This is a genomic window from Nonomuraea sp. NPDC049504, from assembly GCF_040676845.1.
Classification (GTDB): Bacteria; Actinomycetota; Actinomycetes; order Streptosporangiales; family Streptosporangiaceae; genus Nonomuraea; species Nonomuraea salmonea.
Map to the genome: position 1 here is coordinate 629,147 of NZ_JBFAPT010000001.1, position 17,363 is coordinate 646,509.

At 70.3% G+C, this 17,363-nt stretch carries 19 protein-coding genes; 17 read left to right on the forward strand and 2 right to left on the reverse strand.

All coding sequences use genetic code 11. From position 1 onward, the window contains the following. Positions 1–73 precede the first annotated feature (73 nt). The 10 genes from AB0K28_RS02810 (at position 74) to AB0K28_RS02855 (ending at position 7,247) form a co-directional block, all read left to right on the forward strand. Positions 74–250 carry a hypothetical protein gene (locus AB0K28_RS02810; RefSeq protein ID WP_364364290.1) on the forward strand — a complete coding sequence of 59 codons (177 nt, stop codon included), beginning with the start codon at positions 74–76 and terminating at the stop codon, positions 248–250. Positions 251–329: 79 nt separating this feature from the next. Beyond that, complete coding sequence (locus tag AB0K28_RS02815) at positions 330–710, forward strand: phage holin family protein (RefSeq protein ID WP_345386864.1); 381 nt, start codon at positions 330–332, stop codon at positions 708–710. Further along, entirely contained in the window at positions 707–1,633 is a 927-nt protein-coding gene (locus tag AB0K28_RS02820; protein ID WP_364364293.1) for a DUF3618 domain-containing protein, read from the forward strand. The genes AB0K28_RS02815 and AB0K28_RS02820 overlap by 4 nt, the downstream gene beginning before the upstream one ends. Positions 1,634–1,682: 49 nt before the next feature. Next, on the forward strand, positions 1,683–2,138 hold the full coding sequence (locus AB0K28_RS02825; protein WP_364364521.1) for a protease inhibitor I42 family protein: 456 nt from the start codon (positions 1,683–1,685) through the stop codon (positions 2,136–2,138). Between the two features lie 10 nt (positions 2,139–2,148). Then, positions 2,149–2,865 carry a DUF1838 family protein gene (locus AB0K28_RS02830; RefSeq protein ID WP_364364296.1) on the forward strand — a complete coding sequence of 239 codons (717 nt, stop codon included), beginning with the start codon at positions 2,149–2,151 and terminating at the stop codon, positions 2,863–2,865. Further along, positions 2,862–3,266, forward strand: coding sequence for an HIT family protein (locus tag AB0K28_RS02835; protein WP_345386853.1), 405 nt, complete (start codon positions 2,862–2,864; stop codon positions 3,264–3,266). The genes AB0K28_RS02830 and AB0K28_RS02835 overlap by 4 nt, the downstream gene beginning before the upstream one ends. Positions 3,267–3,293: 27 nt before the next feature. Beyond that, positions 3,294–4,475, forward strand: coding sequence for a histidine kinase (locus AB0K28_RS02840; protein ID WP_345386851.1), 1,182 nt, complete (start codon positions 3,294–3,296; stop codon positions 4,473–4,475). Positions 4,476–4,508: 33 nt separating this feature from the next. Then, positions 4,509–5,258, forward strand: coding sequence for a LytTR family DNA-binding domain-containing protein (locus AB0K28_RS02845; protein ID WP_355430791.1), 750 nt, complete (start codon positions 4,509–4,511; stop codon positions 5,256–5,258). Then, entirely contained in the window at positions 5,255–5,731 is a 477-nt protein-coding gene (locus AB0K28_RS02850; RefSeq protein WP_355430788.1) for a hypothetical protein, read from the forward strand. The genes AB0K28_RS02845 and AB0K28_RS02850 overlap by 4 nt, the downstream gene beginning before the upstream one ends. A 28-nt stretch (positions 5,732–5,759) precedes the next feature. Continuing rightward, entirely contained in the window at positions 5,760–7,247 is a 1,488-nt protein-coding gene (locus AB0K28_RS02855; protein WP_364364301.1) for a cation acetate symporter, read from the forward strand. A 78-nt stretch (positions 7,248–7,325) separates the two neighbouring features. Here AB0K28_RS02855 and AB0K28_RS02860 read toward each other — a convergent pair whose 3' ends face one another. Then, positions 7,326–8,129: a hypothetical protein gene (locus AB0K28_RS02860; protein ID WP_364364304.1), complete on the reverse strand. Its 804-nt coding sequence runs from the start codon at positions 8,127–8,129 to the stop codon at positions 7,326–7,328. 110 nt (positions 8,130–8,239) lie between these two features. Next, positions 8,240–9,286 carry a LacI family DNA-binding transcriptional regulator gene (locus AB0K28_RS02865; RefSeq protein ID WP_364364307.1) on the reverse strand — a complete coding sequence of 349 codons (1,047 nt, stop codon included), beginning with the start codon at positions 9,284–9,286 and terminating at the stop codon, positions 8,240–8,242. Positions 9,287–9,297: 11 nt separating this feature from the next. Here AB0K28_RS02865 and AB0K28_RS02870 point away from each other — a divergent pair, with 11 nt between their 5' ends. From AB0K28_RS02870 to AB0K28_RS02900, 7 genes are all read left to right on the forward strand, one after another. Then, positions 9,298–10,455: a PLP-dependent aspartate aminotransferase family protein gene (locus AB0K28_RS02870; protein WP_364364310.1), complete on the forward strand. Its 1,158-nt coding sequence runs from the start codon at positions 9,298–9,300 to the stop codon at positions 10,453–10,455. Positions 10,456–10,616: 161 nt separating this feature from the next. Beyond that, complete coding sequence (locus AB0K28_RS02875; RefSeq protein ID WP_364364313.1) at positions 10,617–11,777, forward strand: sugar ABC transporter substrate-binding protein; 1,161 nt, start codon at positions 10,617–10,619, stop codon at positions 11,775–11,777. After that, on the forward strand, positions 11,774–12,658 hold the full coding sequence (locus AB0K28_RS02880) for a sugar ABC transporter permease (protein WP_345386838.1): 885 nt from the start codon (positions 11,774–11,776) through the stop codon (positions 12,656–12,658). Before AB0K28_RS02875 ends, AB0K28_RS02880 begins: the two co-directional genes overlap by 4 nt. Further along, on the forward strand, positions 12,655–13,497 hold the full coding sequence (locus AB0K28_RS02885) for a carbohydrate ABC transporter permease (RefSeq protein ID WP_364364316.1): 843 nt from the start codon (positions 12,655–12,657) through the stop codon (positions 13,495–13,497). The genes AB0K28_RS02880 and AB0K28_RS02885 overlap by 4 nt, the downstream gene beginning before the upstream one ends. A gap of 180 nt (positions 13,498–13,677) precedes the next feature. Continuing rightward, complete coding sequence (locus AB0K28_RS02890; RefSeq protein WP_345386835.1) at positions 13,678–14,007, forward strand: DUF485 domain-containing protein; 330 nt, start codon at positions 13,678–13,680, stop codon at positions 14,005–14,007. 17 nt (positions 14,008–14,024) lie between these two features. Further along, entirely contained in the window at positions 14,025–15,623 is a 1,599-nt protein-coding gene (locus AB0K28_RS02895) for a cation acetate symporter (RefSeq protein WP_345386834.1), read from the forward strand. 348 nt (positions 15,624–15,971) lie between these two features. Then, positions 15,972–17,363: a hypothetical protein gene (locus AB0K28_RS02900; RefSeq protein WP_364364319.1), complete on the forward strand. Its 1,392-nt coding sequence runs from the start codon at positions 15,972–15,974 to the stop codon at positions 17,361–17,363.

Sequence of the window (17,363 nt, forward strand, 5' to 3'; positions counted from 1 at the left end):
TCGCCGTGCGGACCCTCCTCATTTGCCGGCGCTTTCCCTAACATGGCCGAAACCCGAAGAGTAGGCTGAAGGTATGAACACTCCCGGATCGTGGTGTGAGCGGCCCAAGCCGCAGGCTCCCTCGTGCGAGCTGCCCTCCCCGTGGAGCAAGCCACAGCAGCCCGACAACTGGTGCAAGAGCGACAAGCCGGGCAAGGATCCGGTGGTGTCCGTGCTGGGCTTCCTGTTCAAGGCCGCGACCAGGCGGTAGCGCGGCGGCCCCGCCCACGGGCGCGATAGAAGGCCATATGTGTGGGTAGTCGCCTTCCTCAGCGGAGGAGGCGAAAGTCGTGAACGACACCCACAAGCTGGTCACCGACCTCTCCGAGCAGGTCTCCAGGCTCGTGAGGGATGAGCTCCGCCTGGCCAGGATGGAGCTGACCGCCAAGGGCAAGCGCGCGGGTCTCGGCGCCGGCATGTTCGGCGCGGCGGGTCTCGTCGCGTTCTTCGGCGCTGCCGCCCTTGTGGCCGCCGTCATCATGCTGCTCGCCCTGGTGCTGCCGGGCTGGGCGGCCGCCGCCATCGTGGCGGTGGTGCTGTTCCTCGTCGCGGCGGTGCTCGCGTACGCGGGCAGGACCGAGGTCAAGCGGGCCAAGCCGCCCGTCCCCGAGGAGACCATCGCGAGCGTCAGGGCCGACATCGACATGGTCAAGGAGAGTGCACGGCGATGAGCGAGACCGACCCCGGATACAGCGGACAGCACGCCGGTGACGTCGGCGCCCGCAGAGCGACCGTGGGCACGCCGACGGACCGCGAGTCCATGAACGTCCCCCAGACGCGTCCTGGCGCGGCGGAGAACGCGCACGAGGCCGAGCTGAAGCGCGAGGGGCACGAGACGTTCATCCCCGAGACCCCCATACGTGACGAACGCGCCGAGGCCGACATGAGCCACGGCACCGAGGAGGCGTCGCTGCGCGGCTCACGCGGCGACCGGGAGCGGCGTACGTCCTCCCGCATGAGCACCCAGGGCGCGGCGCGCGGGACCGGCACGCGCGAGCGGCGCTCCGGCGGCGCCACCACGGAGGACGAGCTGCGCCGCGAGATCGAGGAGACCCGGCGCGAGCTGGGCGCGACCGTCGGGGCGCTGGCGGCCAAGGTCAACATGAAAAGCCGGGCCGGCCGCGCCAAGGACCGTGCCAAGGCCCGCGCCAAGGACCGCGCGGGGCGCGCCGCGGAAGCGGCGAGGATACGCGCGGGCCACGCGGCCGAGGTGACCAAGGAGCGTACGGGGCACGCCGCCGAAGTGGCCAAGGAGCGGGCGGGGCACGCCGCCGAGGTCACCAAGGAGCGCGCGGGCCACGCGGCCGAGCTGACCAGGGAACGCGCGGGGCACGCCGCCGAGGTCGCCAGGGAGCGCGCCGATGCCGTCAAGGGCCGGGCGTCGCACCTGGCGGACCGAGCCAGGGACAGCGTGCCCGAGCCCGTCATGGACGTGGCGAAGGGACGGCGTCCCATGGTGCTGATGTTGGTGGCGGGCGCGATGACCGCGTTCGCGCTGCGCCGGATGATGACCGGCAGGGCGGCCTACCGCCGCCGCGTGATCGAGGTCGGGCGGCGCGGCGACCGCATCAGGATCGTCGTGCAACTTCCCTGACGCCCCCTTCCAGGGGACGGAGGAGCAGGGCCGGTAACCTGCCAGGGTGATGCGTGGAACGGTGGCCGCCGCCCTGCTCGTCCCGCTGCTGGCGGCCGGGTGCGGCGCCGGGTCGTGGGTGAGCGACTACGGGAAGGTCGCCAAGGGGGCCAAGGGCGCGACCGTCCAGGTCGAGGTGACGCCGGGGCAGCGGTTCTCGCTCGCCGTGCCGGAGAACCCGTCCGTGGGCGACAGCTGGGACCTGGTGGCGGTGCCCGACACGAAGGTGGCCTCGTTCATCAGCGAGGAGCGCGAGAGCCAGGGCGACGCGCCCGGCTCGGGCGGCACGGCGTACTTCGTCTTCAACGGCAAGCACCCGGGCACGACCGAGATCAGGCTGTACGACTGCTGGCGCTGCGGCCAGGACCGGACGCCGGCCACCGAGGAGAGCAGGCGGCAGTCGGGCGAGGCGGTCTTCCAGGTGACCGTGCGCGAGCGGCCGTCCTCCGGCATACCCGGTGGCTAGGCTGCCCGGCATGGACTTCATCCGGGTGCGCGCGTCCGCCGACGGCGCGGAGACGATCTCGTACTGGACCGGCGACGTCTACGGCTGGCAGGACGACGACGGCCCGCATCACCTGTTCGGCTTCGAGGGGCTCAACGTGGCCAGGGCCGTCGAGACCGACGGCGGCTGGCGGTTGCTGACCCGGGAGGCCGCGCTCTACCTCGACCCCCGCGACCGGCGGGTGCTCGACACCTGGACCAACCCGTTCACCGGGCGCGAGGCCGAGGTGCAGCACGTCTTCAACGACCCGGTCAACCAGCGGCTGGGCGCCTACACGGTGCCCGAGACGCGGCTCGGCGGGCAGGTCGTCTACAACGTGGACGTCCGGCTGGCCTACCCGTCGCCGCTCAAGGTGGCCGACTACCCGGAGAACTCGGCGAGCGACACCTACCGGGCGCTGGAGCTGTTCCAGTTCTTCGCCTCCGCCGCCGACCTGGAGTCGGGCGTGCCGGACGTGCCGTGCGTGTTCTCGTGGTGCCGGGTCTCGCCGTGGCTGCCGTGGATGGCGATGGGGCGGCGCGGCGGCGGGCTGGTCTACCACTGCAGGGGCGCGAAGGTGCCCGAGGTGCCCGTACGCCTGCGCGAACGGGTCGGCGAGCACTTCCTGCACGCCCCCGAGCAGTGGTCGAAGCCCAACATGACGAGCTGGACGGCCTTCGCGGCCAAGGCCGGTAGGGTCGGCCCGTGAGCACCGACCTGTTCTGCGAGATCATCGCCGGGGAGCGGAGCGCCCACCTGGTGAGCTCCGACGACGTGGCGCTCGCCTTCCTCGACATCCGCCCGGTCTTCAAGGGACACGTGCTGGTCGTGCCGCGCGTCCACGTCGAGACCCTCACCGACCTCGCCGACGTCGGGCCGTTCTTCGAGCGGGTGCAGGCCATGGCGCGGGCCGTGGAGCAGGGCCTCGAGGCCGGCGGCACGTTCGTGGCGATGAACAACCGCGTCAGCCAGAGCGTCGCCCACCTGCACGTGCACGTCGTGCCGCGCAACAAGAAGGACGGCCTGCGCGGCTTCTTCTGGCCCCGCACCTCGTACGACTCCGCCGATGAGGCCGCCTCCTACGCCGCCCGCATCGCCAAGGCCCTGTGAGCCCCCTATGAGCTAGGCTCTGGCCGCGTGGAGTACCTCGTCGGCTCGGCCGTCGTCGCGGTGCTCGTCGGCGTGCCCGGCGTCGTGCTGTGGCGGCTCATGCGCGGGCGCAGAGAGCTCGGCACCAGCCCGGCCGAGCGGGCCACGTTCGAGACCCTGCACACCGCCTCCCTGGCCGGGCCGCCGCTGCGGGCCGGGCTGACCGCCGACGGCGCCGAGCGCGCCTCCCGCCACCTGCGCACCCTGCTCGGCTCCGCCGCCCTGGCCATCACCGACGGCGAACGCCTGCTCGTCTACGACGGCGAGGGCGACGACCACCACGCCGACCAGGCGTTCGAGCACGCCGCCGCCACCCTCCAGGACGGCCGCACCCAGGTGCTCACCATCGACTGCGACCTGCTCGAGTGCCCCATCAGGCACGCCGTGGTGGTGCCGCTGACCACCGACGACCGGGTGGTGGGCACGCTCGCCGCGTACGGGCAGACCGCCTCGGCCGGGCTCGTCAGGGCCGCCCAGGAGGTGGCCGGCTGGGTGGACTCGCAGCTGGAGCTGGCCGAGCTGGACCGCTCGCGCACGCTGCTCATGGAGGCCGAGGTGCGGGCGCTGCGCGCGCAGATCTCGCCGCACTTCATCTACAACTCGCTCACCACGATCGCCTCGTTCGTGCGCACCGACCCCGAGCGGGCCAGGGAGCTGCTGCTGGAGTTCGCCGACTTCACCCGCTACTCCTTCCGGCGGCACGGCGAGTTCACCACGCTGGCCGAGGAGCTGCGCTCGATCGACCGCTACCTGATCCTGGAGCGGGCGAGGTTCGGCGACCAGCTCCAGGTGACGCTGCGCATCGCGCCGGAGGTGCTGCCGGTCGCCGTGCCGTTCCTGTGCCTGCAGCCGCTGGTGGAGAACGCCGTGCGGCACGGCCTGGAGAGCAAGAACGGCGTCGGCCGCATCACCATCATCGCCGAGGACGCCGGCGCGGAGTGCCGCATCAGCGTCGAGGACGACGGCCTGGGCATGGACCCCGACAGGCTGCGCCGTATCCTCGCAGGTGAGATCGCTCCGGCGGGCGGCGTCGGGCTGGCGAACGTGGACGAGCGGCTGCGCCAGGTCTACGGCGACGAGTACGGCCTCGTGGTCGAGACGGCCGACGGCGCGGGCACCAAGGTCAACATCAGATTGCCGAAATATCACCCAGGCGTCTCCGCCCGTTGACCTCGATCTTCGTTGTCGGTTTCATCACTGTCTATGGCACAACTCCGGGTACTCGCGGTCGACGACGAGTTGCCCGCTCTGGAAGACCTGTCGTACCTGCTGCGCGCCGACCCCCGCATCGGCGAGGTCGCGACCGCGCGGGACGGCGCCGCCGCGCTGCGGCTGCTCGACCGCGCCATCGCCGAGGGGCGGCCGATCGACGCCGTGTTCCTCGACATCAGGATGCGCGGCCTCGACGGCGTGGTGCTCGGGCGGCTGCTGTCGCAGTTCGCGAACCCGCCCAGGGTGGTGTTCGTGACCGCGTACGAGGAGCACGCGGTGGACGCCTTCGAGATCAAGGCCGAGGACTACCTGCTCAAGCCGGTGCGCCCCGAGCGGCTCGCGGAGGCCATCAGGCGGGTCGCGGTCTCGGCCGACGTGCCCGCGGAGGGCGGCGAGAGCGACACGATCCCGGTCGAGCTGGGCGGGGTGACCCGGTTCGTCTCCAGCGCGGACGTCATCTACGTCGAGGCGCACGGCGACTACGCCCGCCTGCACACCGCCTCCGGCAGCCACCTGGTGCGCATCCCGCTCGCCACGCTGGAGGAGCGGTGGGCGTCGGCCGGGTTCGTCCGGGTGCACCGCAGCCACCTGGTGGCCGTGAAACACATCGAGGAGTTGCACATCGACTCGGGCAAGTGCACCGTACGCGTCGGTGACACCGAGCTACCGGTCAGCCGCCGGCACACGCGGGAGCTGCGTGACCTGCTGGTGCGGCGGGCCAGGAAGGGCAGGCAGGAATGAGCTCCGAGCCACGTCAGGGCCGGCGCTCGCCGCTGCCCCGCCCCGAGCAGCCGCGCCGGTCGTCCGACGGCTCCAGGCGGGCCTCGGAGGGCTCGCGGCGGGGAGCGGACGCGCCGCGCAGGATCGCCGTCACCAGCCCCCGCACGGCCGCCGCCCGCCGCCCCCGCTACCCCGCCACCCGGGAGATCGACGAGCAGACCAGGCTCGGCGAGGTCTACATGCACTCGCTGCTGCGCACCCAGTTCCGGCTGGCGCTGTTCGTCTGCACGGTGCTGGCCTGCGTCGTCGGCGGGCTGCCGCTGCTGTTCCTGCTCATCCCCGAGTTGCGCGAGGTGCACCTGCTGGGCGTGCCGCTGCCGTGGGCGGTGCTGGCCGGGCTCATCTACCCCGCGTTCGTCATCGGGGCGTGGCTGTACGTCCGGCAGGCCGAGCGCAACGAGCGTCACTTCGCCGAACTGGTCGAGCGCCGGTGAACGTCTCCTTCACGGGCGCGGGTGCCGCATGAGCCTGACCGCGGTCCTGGTCGTCATGGTGGCGGCCGTGCTCATCGGGGCGTTCGGGATCAGGTTCTCCCGGACGACCTCCGACTTCTACGTCGCCTCCCGCACGGTCAGCCCGCTCTGGAACGCCTCCGCCATCGGCGGCGAGTACCTGTCGGCGGCCTCCTTCCTGGGCGTCGCCGGGCTCATCCTGTCCTTCGGCGTGGACATGCTGTGGCTGCCCGTCGGCTGGACCGGCGGCTACCTGGTGCTGCTGGTGCTGGTCTCGGCGCCGTTGCGGCGGTCGGGGGCGTACACGCTGCCCGACTTCGCCGAGGCGCGGCTGGAGTCGATGACCGTGCGCCGCACCGCCAGCGTGCTCGTCGTGCTGATCGGCTGGCTCTACCTCATGCCGCAGTTCCAGAGCGCGGGGCTGGTGCTGCGCACGATCACCGGCGCGCCCGTCTGGGTGGGCGGCCTGCTCGTCGCCGTCGTCGTCGCGGTCAACGTGCTGTCGGGCGGGATGCGGTCGATCACGTTCGTGCAGGCGTTCCAGTACTGGCTGAAGCTGACCGCGCTGGCCGTGCCGCTGGTGTTCCTGCTCATCGCCTGGCAGGGCGACGGCGCGCCCGGCCTCAGCGCCGCCGACGCGGCCACCTGGCAGGTGCCGCTGGTGGGCGGCAAGGAGTACGGGCTGTACTCGACGTACTCGCTGATCCTCGCGACCTTCCTCGGCACCATGGGGCTGCCGCACGTGCTCGTGCGCTTCTACACCAACCCCGACGGACGGGCCGCGCGCCGCACCACGCTCGTCGTCCTCACGCTGCTCGGCGCCTTCTACCTGCTCCCGGCCGTGTACGGCTGGCTCGGCCGCCTGTACGCCCCCGACCTCGTCCGCACCGACACGGTCGTGCTCACGCTGCCCAGCCGCATGATCGGCGGCACGCTCGGCGACCTGCTGACCGCGCTGGTCACCGCAGGCGCGTTCGCGGCGTTCCTGTCCACCTCGTCGGGGCTGACCGTGTCCGTGGCGGGAGTCATCGCCCAGGACCTGCTCAAGGGCGGGGTGCGCTCGTTCAGGGAGGCCACGCTGATGGCGGTCGCGGTGCCGCTGGCCCTCGCGCTGTGGGCGCGGGCGCTGCCGGTGGCGGACGTGGTGGGGCTGGCCTTCGCGGTGGCCGCGTCGTCGTTCTGCCCGCTGCTCGTGCTCGGCATCTGGTGGCGGCGCCTGTCGACGATCGGGGCGCTCGCCGGGCTGTTCATCGGGGGCGGGCTGGCCAGCGGCGCCGTCCTCGTCACGATCGTCGCCGGGCCCCAGGGCGGGCTGGCGGGGGCGCTGCTCGCCCAGCCGGCGGCGTGGACGGTGCCCATCGCGTTCACCGTGATGATCGCGGTGTCGTTCCTCACCCCGCACCGCGTGCCGGCCGGGGTGGCGCGGACGATGGTCCGCCTGCACACCCCGGAGAACCTCGACCTCGACCGCGGCGACTGGCGGCCCCGCTCGTCCTAGTCGTCCGGGGCAGTGAGCTTGGCGCCGAGGCGGAAGTCGATGCGGATGTCCTGGTAGGTGACGTCCGGCTCCACCTGCTCAGGCAGGTTCGTCCGGTCGCTGCCCCAGAAGCACTCGCCATCCGGCTCGGCATGCGCGCGCACCACCACCTTGGGACGGTCGTGGAAGCGCAGCTCCTTCGCCTTCGCCGTGGCGCTGATCTCCACGTCGGGGTTCTCCGGGCGTTCCGGCTTCGGCATGGTGCTCCCCTTCCCCCAGGGCGCCTGTGATCGACCCGACCTCGCGGACGGTGTCGCCCGTGCTCGCGCCCACCTCGCGGACGGTGTCGCCGGCGCCCGCGCCCACGTCCCTGACCGCCCCGCCCGCGCCCGCGCCGACGTCCCGTACGGCGCCGCCCGCGCCCGCTCCCAGGTCGCGGACCGCGCCGCCGGCGCCCGCTCCCACGTCCCTGACCGCGCCGCCGGCACCGGCGCCCACGTCCCTGACCGCCCCACCGGCGCCCGCGCCGACGTCGCGGACCGCGTGGCCCGCGCCCAGGCCGATGTCCTCGACCGCGCGGCCGACGCCCCTGGTGAGGTGCTCGAGGAGCTGCGGGTTGGTGTCGATGGTCTGCAGGACCCGGTCGATGATGCGGGCCACGTTGTCCAGCCGCACCTTCAGCAGCGCCTGCGCCTCCACCCCCTTGATGGTGAGGTTGACGCTGCCGAGGAAGACGTCCGCGCCGACATTGAGCTTGAGCAGGTCGAGCACCTCGGCCTGGAGCGACACCCTGGCCCGCAGGTCCTGGACGTCGAGGGTGATCTCGTCCACCTTGACCTCGGGCACGTCGAGATAGACGTCCGGGTCGGTGTCGACCCTGGCCTCCTCGGCGCCCTCGGACATGCTCAGCTCCCCGTCGGTCGAGACAGGGGGTACCCGCTCATCCGCCGGGCGTGCGGAGCTTGTGGAGACGTGACCGGGTTTTGAGTGTCACGCGGGCGTCATGGCGGGCGTCATGGGGGCGGCAGCTCGCCCGAGCCGCGCGCCACCAGCTCGATCGGCACCTTGACCCTGCGGCCCGCGCGCGAGGGGTTGAGCAGCAGGTCCACGGCGGCCCTGGCGAGCCGCGCGGTGTCGTAGCGGACCACGGTGACGCCCGGGTTGAACACGCCGGCCAGCGCGAAGTCGTCGAACCCCACGTACGCGGGCCGCTCGGGCCGCTCGCGCAGCGCCTGGAGGATGCCGATCGCGGCCCGGTTGTTGGTGGCGAAGAACGCGGTGGGCGGGTCGGCCAGGTCGAGCAGCCTGGCGACCTCGCGGGCCACCCGGGCGGGGTCGTACACCGCGTGCACCACGAGTGTCTCGTCGGCGGGCACCCCGGCGGCGGCCAGCGCCGTACGGTGACCGGCGGCCCGGTCGTGCACCGAGCTGATGTCCTCGTCGTCGGAGATGAGCGCGATCCTGCGATGGCCGTGGGCCAGCAGGTGCTCGGTGGCGACCTGGCCGCCGCGCACGTCGTCGAGCAGCACCGCGTCGGCGGTCACCAGGCCGGGCGGCACCCGGTCCACGAACACCGTGGTGAGCCCGGCGTGCCTGGCCAGCCAGCCGTGGTCGGCGGCCGACGGCACGACGATGAGGGAGTCGACGCCGCGGGCGTACATCGACTCGATGAGCATGCGCTCCTTGTCGGCGCTCTCCTCGTACGAGCCGAACACGACGAGCGCCTCGTGCTCGGCGGCGGCGGCCTCCACGGCGGCGGCCAGGCGGCCGTAGAACTCGTTGGAGATGTTCTCCATGACCAGCCCGAGCGTCAGCATGGAGGCGCCCCTGGCGAGCCGGGCGGCGGCCTCGTTGCGGCGGTAGCCGAGCGCGTCGATGGCGGCCTGCACCCGCTGCTGCAGCGAGGCCCGCACGTGCGGCTCCTGGTTGACGACCCGGGAGACGGTCTTGAGGCTCACGCCCGCGTGCCGCGCGACGTCGGCCATGGTGGGCTTGCGCGTGGCGGCCTCCTGACCGTCGTTCAGCGAGACCACGAGGTCGCCGTTCTCCCGCGCTGTCATAGTGTGCCCCCATGGATGACGAATGGATCTGTGGCCGGTTGGGTGAGGACGAGCCTTGGGTGCTGGGCGCGGTCAACCCGCCGGTGTTCGAGAACTCGCTGTTCACGTTCGAGACGGCGGAGGAGCTGGGCGCGGCCGTCAAGGACGAGGACGAGCGTTACGTCTACTGGCGGGGGACCAACCCGACGGTGGATCTCGCCCAGCGTAAGCTCGCGGCGCTGGAGCGGGGAGAGCGCGCGAAGTGTTTCGGCTCGGGCATGGGCGCGATCTCGGCGACCATCTCCTCGCTCGTGTCGGCCGGCGATCACGTGCTGGTGCTGGGTGCGGTCTATGGGCCCACCACGCAGTTCCTGCGCTATCTGGAGAAGTTCGGGGTGTCGCATACGCACGTCGACGACCTCGCGGCAGGTGATAGCGCTATCAGGCCCAGCACCCGAATACTTTACTTCGAGTCGCCGTCGTACATGGCCTACCAGATCGTGGACATCACGGAGGTGACGGCCTGGGCGCGCGAGCGCGGGCTGCTGACGGTGATGGACAACACCTGGTCCACGCCGCTGTTCCAGAAGCCGCTGACGATGGGGGTGGACCTCGTCGTGCACTCGCTGTCGAAGTACGTCGGCGGGCACAGCGACCTCGTGGGCGGCGTCGTCGTGGGGCCGTCGCGGCTGGTCAGGCCGCTGGCGTTGCAGGAGTACCAGCTGTACGGGGCCGCGATGTCGCCGCATGACGCGGCCAAGGTGATCAAGGGCCTGCGTACGCTGCCGGTGCGGATGGCGGCGCACCAGGAGCGCGGGCTGGCGGTGGCGGCGTTCCTGGAGGGCCATCCCGCGGTGCGCGAGGTGAACCACCCGGGGCTGCCGTCGCATCCCGGGCACGCGGTCGCGCTGCGGCAGATGTCGGGCTTCTCCAGCCTGTTCAGCCTCGTGCTGGACACCGAGTCGCGGGAGCAGGTCGGCCGGTTCATCAACCAGTTGCGGCACTTCCGGATCGGGGTGTCGTGGGGCGGGTTCGAGAGCCTGGTGAACGCGCCCGCGCTGACCACCGAGGAGAGCGTCCGCGTCACCATGGGCATCCCCGTCGGCCTCGTCCGCCTGTCCGTCGGCCTGGAGCCCGCGGACACCCTGATCAAGGATCTCGGTCTGGCGCTGGAGGGCATGTCCGCCTAACGTGAAGGACAGCATCGTGATTGACAGCGCTGTCTGCCCTTCGCGGGAGGCTCGTCGTGAGAAATCCCCTCCTAGCAGCCACGGTCGCCGCCACGCTCGTCCTCGCGGGCTGCGGCTCCTCCTCCGGATCCGCCGGGTCCGGGGGAGAGGTGCGGCTCCGGATGATCGAGAGTCTGACCAGTCCAGAACGTACGAAGCTCATCAAGTCCCTCCTCGACGGCTTCGAGCAGGCCAACCCCGGCGTCACCGTCGAGCTCGTCTCCCCGCCGCTCGACAGCGCCGACCAGAAGATCACCCAGATCCTGCAGACGAAGAAGGACCTGGACGTGCTGGAGGTGCGCGATCACACCGCCAAGTCCTTCTCCAACAACGGCTGGCTGGCCGAGCTGCCCACGACCGGCTGGGCCGGCTGGTCGGACCTGACCGAGCTGGCCCAGAAGAAGGCGGTCGAGGTGGGCGGCAAGGCGTACCTCATCCCGTACGGCTTCTACCAGCGCACGCTGTTCTACCGCACCGACCGCGGCCTGACGCGGCCGCCCGCCACCTGGCAGGAGCTGTACGAGGCCGGCAAGGCCCAGACCACCGGCGACCGTTACGGCTACTCCTTCCGCGGCGGCAAGGGCGGCGCCGACTACGCGGTGATGATGATCAGCGCGTACAACGGAGAGGCGCTCGACCCGGAGAAGTCGTTCTTCCTCAAGGACAAGCGGACGATCTTCGCCACGCCCGAGGCGGCGCAGGCGCTCGACCTGTTCGTCAAGATCTACCGTGAGGCGTCGCCGCCCGACTCCGTGGCCTGGGGCTTCCCCGAGATGGTGCAGGGCTTCACTTCGGGCGTCACCGGCATGCTCATCCAGGACCCCGAGGTCATCAAGACGGTCGAGGAGAGCGGCCTGACGAACTGGGCCACCGCCCCCATCCCGAAGGGCCCCACCGGGTACGCCTTCCAGCCCGTCGGCTACGCCGGCTGGGGCGTCACCTCCTTCAGCGCGCACCCGGAGCAGGCGGTCAAGCTGGTGCAGTACCTGTCGGAGGCGGAGCAGAGCATCGCCTTCGCCAAGGGCAACTCGCTGATCCCGATCTCGAAGCAGGCACAGAGCGACCCGCAGTTCTCGCAGGGCGCGTGGAAGGCGTACCTGGAGGCGCAGCAGGACCCGAAACAGGTGATCACGATCAGGCCGGTGGACTATCCGGGCTGGAGCCAGTTCCTGGTCGACTCCGACCGTGACGTGCAGGCCCTGATCACCGGCAAGAAGAGCACGGCCGAGGTGCTGAAGGCATGGGACGCCTTCTGGGCCGACCAGGCCAAGAAGGTCTCTTGAGGACGTTCACCGTCCGGCGGGCCCGGTTCATCGCGCTGTGCCTGCTGCCGGGCGTGGTGTTCGTCGCGCTGTTCACGTACTACCCGATGATCAGGGGCGCGGTCATCGCGTTCCAGCGGTACTCGCTGTTCGACCTGACCGCGACCCCGTTCACCGGCCTGGAGAACTTCCGCGCGGTGCTGGCGGAGGAGCGGTTCTGGACGGCGCTGCGCAACACCGGCACGTGGGTGGCGGTCTCGCTGTTCTTCCAGTTCTTCCTCGGCTTCGGCCTGGCGCTGCTGCTGCGCGGGCACTTCCGGGGGCGCGGGCTCTACCAGGCGTGGGTGTTCTTCCCGTGGGCGATGTCGGGGTTCCTGATCGGGCTGCTGTGGCGGTGGCTGTTCAACGGCCAGTTCGGCGTGATCAACGACCTGCTGCTCAAGGCGGGGATCATCGACGAGCGCATCGGGTTCCTCGCCACGCCCGGCTGGGCGATGACGTCGGTGATCGTGGCCAACATCTGGTACGGCGTCACGTTCTTCGCCATCATGATCATGGCCGCGCTGCAGTCGGTGCCGGGCGAGCTCTACGAGGCCGCGGCCGTGGACGGCGCCTCGCGGTGGCGGCGGTTCTGGCACGTGACGCTGCCGCACATCAGGCCCACCCTGGCGCTGATCGTGCTGCTGCGGATCATCTGGATACTCAACTTCCCCGACCTGATCTACTCCATGACCGGCGGCGGCCCGGCCGGCAGCACCGACATCGTCACCACGTTCCTCATCCAGCAGGTGATCGGCGGCGACTACGGCAGGGCCGGCGCGGTCGGCCTGCTCGTGCTGGGGCTGCTGCTGGCGTTCAGCGTGTTCTACCTCAACGCCACGAGATTCGAGAAGGCCCGATGACCGCGCGCACCCCGCTGCGGCGCCTCGCCACGACCGCCAAGGTGCTCGTGCTGGGCGGCTGGCTGCTGATCACGTTGTTCCCGCTGTACTGGATCGTCGTCACCTCGCTCAAGCCGCAGCCGGAGATCTTCTCGGTGCCGCTGCGCTACTGGCCGTCGAAGGTGACGTTCGAGCACTACGAGGAGCTGTTCTCGTTCGCCGACTTCGGCACGTACCTGCTCAACTCGCTGCTGGTGTCGCTCGTCTCCGCGGGGGTGGTGACGGCGATCGGCGTCCTCGGCGGCTACACGCTGGCCCGCTTCGCCTTTCCCGGGCGCGGGGCGCTGATGCTGGCGTTCCTGGTCACCCAGATGATCCCGCTGTTCATCGCGCTCGGGCCGCTCTACCTGCTGATGTCCGACCTCGACCTGCTCAACCGGCTGGCCGGGCTCATGCTGGTGTACGTCGCCATGCTGGTGCCGTTCTCGACGATCATCATGCGCGGCTTCTACGAGCGGGTGCCGGTGGCGCTGGAGGAGGCGGCCCAGGTGGACGGCGCCTCGCGCCTCGTGGCCATGGTGCGCGTGGTGATCCCGGTCATGCTGCCCGGCATCGCCGCGACGTTCATCTTCGCGTTCGTGCAGTGCTGGAACGAGCTGTTCCTCGCGATCACGTTCATCGACAGCGAGGACGCCAAGACGATCCCGGTCGCCATGAACTCCTTCATCACCCAGTACGACATCGACTGGGGCTCGATGGCGGCCGCCACCGTCGTCTCGGTGCTGCCGACGCTCGTGCTGTTCGCCGCCGTCCGCCGCTACATCGTGGAGGGGCTGACGGCGGGCGCGGTGAAGGGATGACCGGTAAGGGAGTGAAAGGGATAACCGACCGCTCATCGCGCCAGACGGACCTTTCGCCGCAAGCCCGTTCCAACTAAGCGCGGTGCATCAGCGGCTCGCCGAACAACCCTTCGGGGCATCTCCACGCCGGGTAGGTTGCGCTCTTACGTTGGGCGTGATCCGCATCACAGTGGAGGTCTCGTGACGACACAAGAACATGACGCATCGGTTTATGAGCAAGTTCAGGAGAGCAGTGAGTTCCAGGACCTGAAGCGGCGCTTCCGCCGCTGGACGTTCCCCATGACCGTGGCGTTCCTCGTCTGGTACCTGCTGTATGTGGTGCTGTCGGGGTGGGCGCGCGACTTCATGGGCATCAAGCTGTTCGGCGAGATCAACGTCGGGCTGATCTTCGGGTTGCTGCAGTTCGTGTCGACCTTCCTCATCGCGTGGGCCTACTCCAGGCACGCCGAGAAGCAGCTCGACCCGATCGCTGACAAGCTGCGGCACGAGGTGGAGGAGAAGACTCAGTGAGCTCGACGACCCTGGGGATGATTCTCTTCCTCACCTTCGTGGCCTTCACCCTGGCGATCACCGTCTGGGCGAGCCGCCAGACCAAGACGGCCGCCGACTACTACGCGGGCGGCCGGTCGTTCAGCGGCGTGCAGAACGGCCTGGCGATCGGCGGCGACTACATGTCGGCCGCCTCGTTCCTCGGCATCGCCGGCATCATCGCCCTGTCCGGATATGACGGGTTCCTCTACTCGATCGGCTTCCTCGTCGCCTGGCTGGTGGCGCTGCTGCTGGTGGCCGAGCTGATGCGGAACTCCGGCAAGTTCACCATGGCCGACGTGCTGGCCTTCCGCATGAGCCCGCGGCCCGTCCGTACGGCGGCGGGCGTCTCCACCATCGTGGTCAGCATCTTCTACCTGCTGGCCCAGATGGTCGGCGCGGGCGCGCTGGTCGGCCTGCTGCTCGGCATCACCGGCGAGGCCGGCAAGGCGTGGACGATCATCGGCGTCGGCGCCCTCATGATCGTGTACGTCGTCTTCGGCGGCATGAAGGGCACCACCTGGGTCCAGATCGTCAAGGCCGTGCTGCTGATGAGCGGCGCCGCGCTGGTGACGCTGCTGGTGCTCGGCAAGTTCGGCTTCAACCTCTCGGCGCTGCTCGGCCAGGCCGCCGCGACCAGCGGCCCCTCGGGCAACCCCGGCAGCTTCCTGATCCCCGGCCTGAAGTACGGCACCGAGGCGCAGGGCCTGGCCGGCAAGATCGACCTCATCAGCCTGGGCCTGGCACTGGTGCTCGGCACCGCGGGCCTGCCGCACATCCTCATCCGCTTCTACACCGTGCCCACCGCCAAGGACGCCCGCAAGTCGGTGCTCTGGGGCATCGGCATCATCGGCGTCTTCTACCTGCTCACCCTGGTCCTCGGCTTCGGCGCGGCGGCCCTGGTCGGCAAGGACGCGATCGCCGCGGGCGACGCGGCGGGCAACACCGCGGCGCCCATGCTGGCACAGCGCATCGGTGAGGAGATCTTCGGCTCCGTCGGCGGCACGATCCTGCTGGCGCTGATCGGCGCTGTGGCGTTCGCCACGATCCTGGCCGTGGTGGCGGGTCTGACGCTGGCCTCCTCCTCCAGCTTCTCGCACGACCTGTACGCGCACGTCTTCAAGCGCGGCCAGGTCACCGAGCGGCAGGAGGTCGTCGTGGCCCGCATCTCCGCCCTCGTCATCGGCGCCGTGGCGATCGGCCTGGGCATCCTCGCCCAGGGCCAGAACGTGGCGTTCCTGGTGGCGCTGGCGTTCGCGGTGGCGGCGTCGGGCAACCTGCCGGCGATCCTCTACAGCCTGTTCTGGAAGAGGTTCAACACCGCCGGCGCGGTCTCGGCTATCTACGGCGGTCTGGTCTCCGCCCTGCTGCTGGTCATCTTCTCGCCGGTGGTCTCCGGCGGCAAGACGGCGCTGTTCCCGGGTGCCGACTTCGCCTGGTTCCCGCTGAGCAACCCCGGCATCGTCTCGATCCCGCTGGGCTTCCTGTGCGGCTGGATCGGCACCGTCCTCAGCAAGGAGTACAACGCCGCCAAGTACGCCGAGATCGAGGTCCGCTCGCTCACCGGCGTCGGCGCGGAGAAGGCGAGCACGCACTGATCCGGGGCTGACCCGCACGGGGCTTTCCCAGAAGGGCGCCCTACCCCCCTGCCCCAGGGCGCCTGCACCAGAGGGCCCGGCCGATCGCTTCGGCCGGGCCCTCGCGCGTGTACGGGATCGCCGACGGGGAAGGGGCTGTGGTCGTTCCCGACAGGTGTCCCAGTGGGGCGTCCCACACCCTTGGAGTTGTTAACGTCACCGAAACGCAGTGGATGGAGTGGTTGACGGGATTTCAGCGGTATGGGTACGTTCTCAGATGTGTGAACGTTGCCACACTGGCCTGGCGCCACGTGGCCGTCATCAGCATGCCTGATGCCCCGCTTGATCAGTGTGGAGGCGAAACCCCCAATGAGAACCCCACTTGTCCGCTGGTCCGTCCTGTCCGTGTCCCTCGCGCTGGCGCTCACGTCGTGCGCCAAGGGCACCGGTGGAGCGGCCGACCCGACCCCGTCGGCAGGCCAGTACAACCCCGGTGCCTCCTATCAGGGCACGATCTCGGCCATGGGCTTCGGCGCGACCGACGAGATCGGGACCACCCGCGTCGATCTGGCCAAGAAGGCGCTCGGCGGCGCCGACGTGAAGCTGATCGAGGGTGACCTGGACATCCAGCAGTTCCTGTCCTCGGTCGCGGCCGGCGACCCGCCGGACATCATCTACGCCAACCGCGACCAGATCGGCACTTTCGCCTCACGGGGTGCGATCATCCCCCTGACCGCCTGCATCCAGGGCGAGCAGATCGACACCTCGATGTACAACCCCAACGCCCTCGCCCAGGTGACCTTCGGCGACGAGATCTGGGCCATCCCCGAGTTCAACCAGGTCCAGATCACGATGGCCAACGCCGACCTGCTCAAGGAGGCCGGCCTGACCATCGACGACGTCAACGGCTCCAGCTGGGAGAAGATCACCGCCGCGACCAAGAAACTGGTCAAGGCGCCCGGCGGCAAGCTCAAGGTGATCGGCTTCGACAGCAAGCTGCCGGAGTTCCTGCCGCTGTGGGCCAAGTCGCTCGGCGCCGACCTGCTCTCGGCCGACGGCAGGACCGCCCAGCTCAACAGCCCCGAGGTGGTGAAGGCGCTGCAGTTCGCCGTCTCCATCTACGACGCGCAGGGCGGCTTCGCCAAGGTCAAGGCCGTGCGCGACTCGGCCGACTTCTTCGGCAAGGGCAACCAGTACGCCAAGAACGCCCTCGGCGCCATGCCGATGGAGCAGTGGTACGTCAACGTGCTCAACGACGTCTCGCCCAAGGCGCCGATGGCCTTCGACACCTTCCGCACCCCGGAGGGCAAGGCGCTGGCCTACTCGTCGGGCTCGTCGTGGGCCATCCCCAAGGGCGCCAAGAACCCCGGCGCGGCCTGCCGCTTCGCCAAGTCGATGACCCTGGTCGACACCTGGAAGGCCGCCGCCCAGGCCCGCCTCGACAAGCGCAAGGCCGAGGGCAAGCCGTTCACCGGCATCCTCACCGGCAACGTCAAGGCCGACGCCGAGATCGAGAAGATGCTCACCTCCGGCGGCGCCACCTGGGACGAGGGCGTCAAGGCGTTCTACGAGGCCAACAAGAACACCTTCAGCCTCCCCGCCAACCCGGCCGACAAGGAGTTCAAGGACGCCTGGCAGAACGCCGTGAACCGGGTGCTCAACGGCCAGGACGAGCCGCAGGCCGCCCTCGACAAGGCCCAGCAGGACGCCCAGGCGGCGCTCGACAAGGCATGGGCCGGCTGGACGAAGCGTACGAACTGA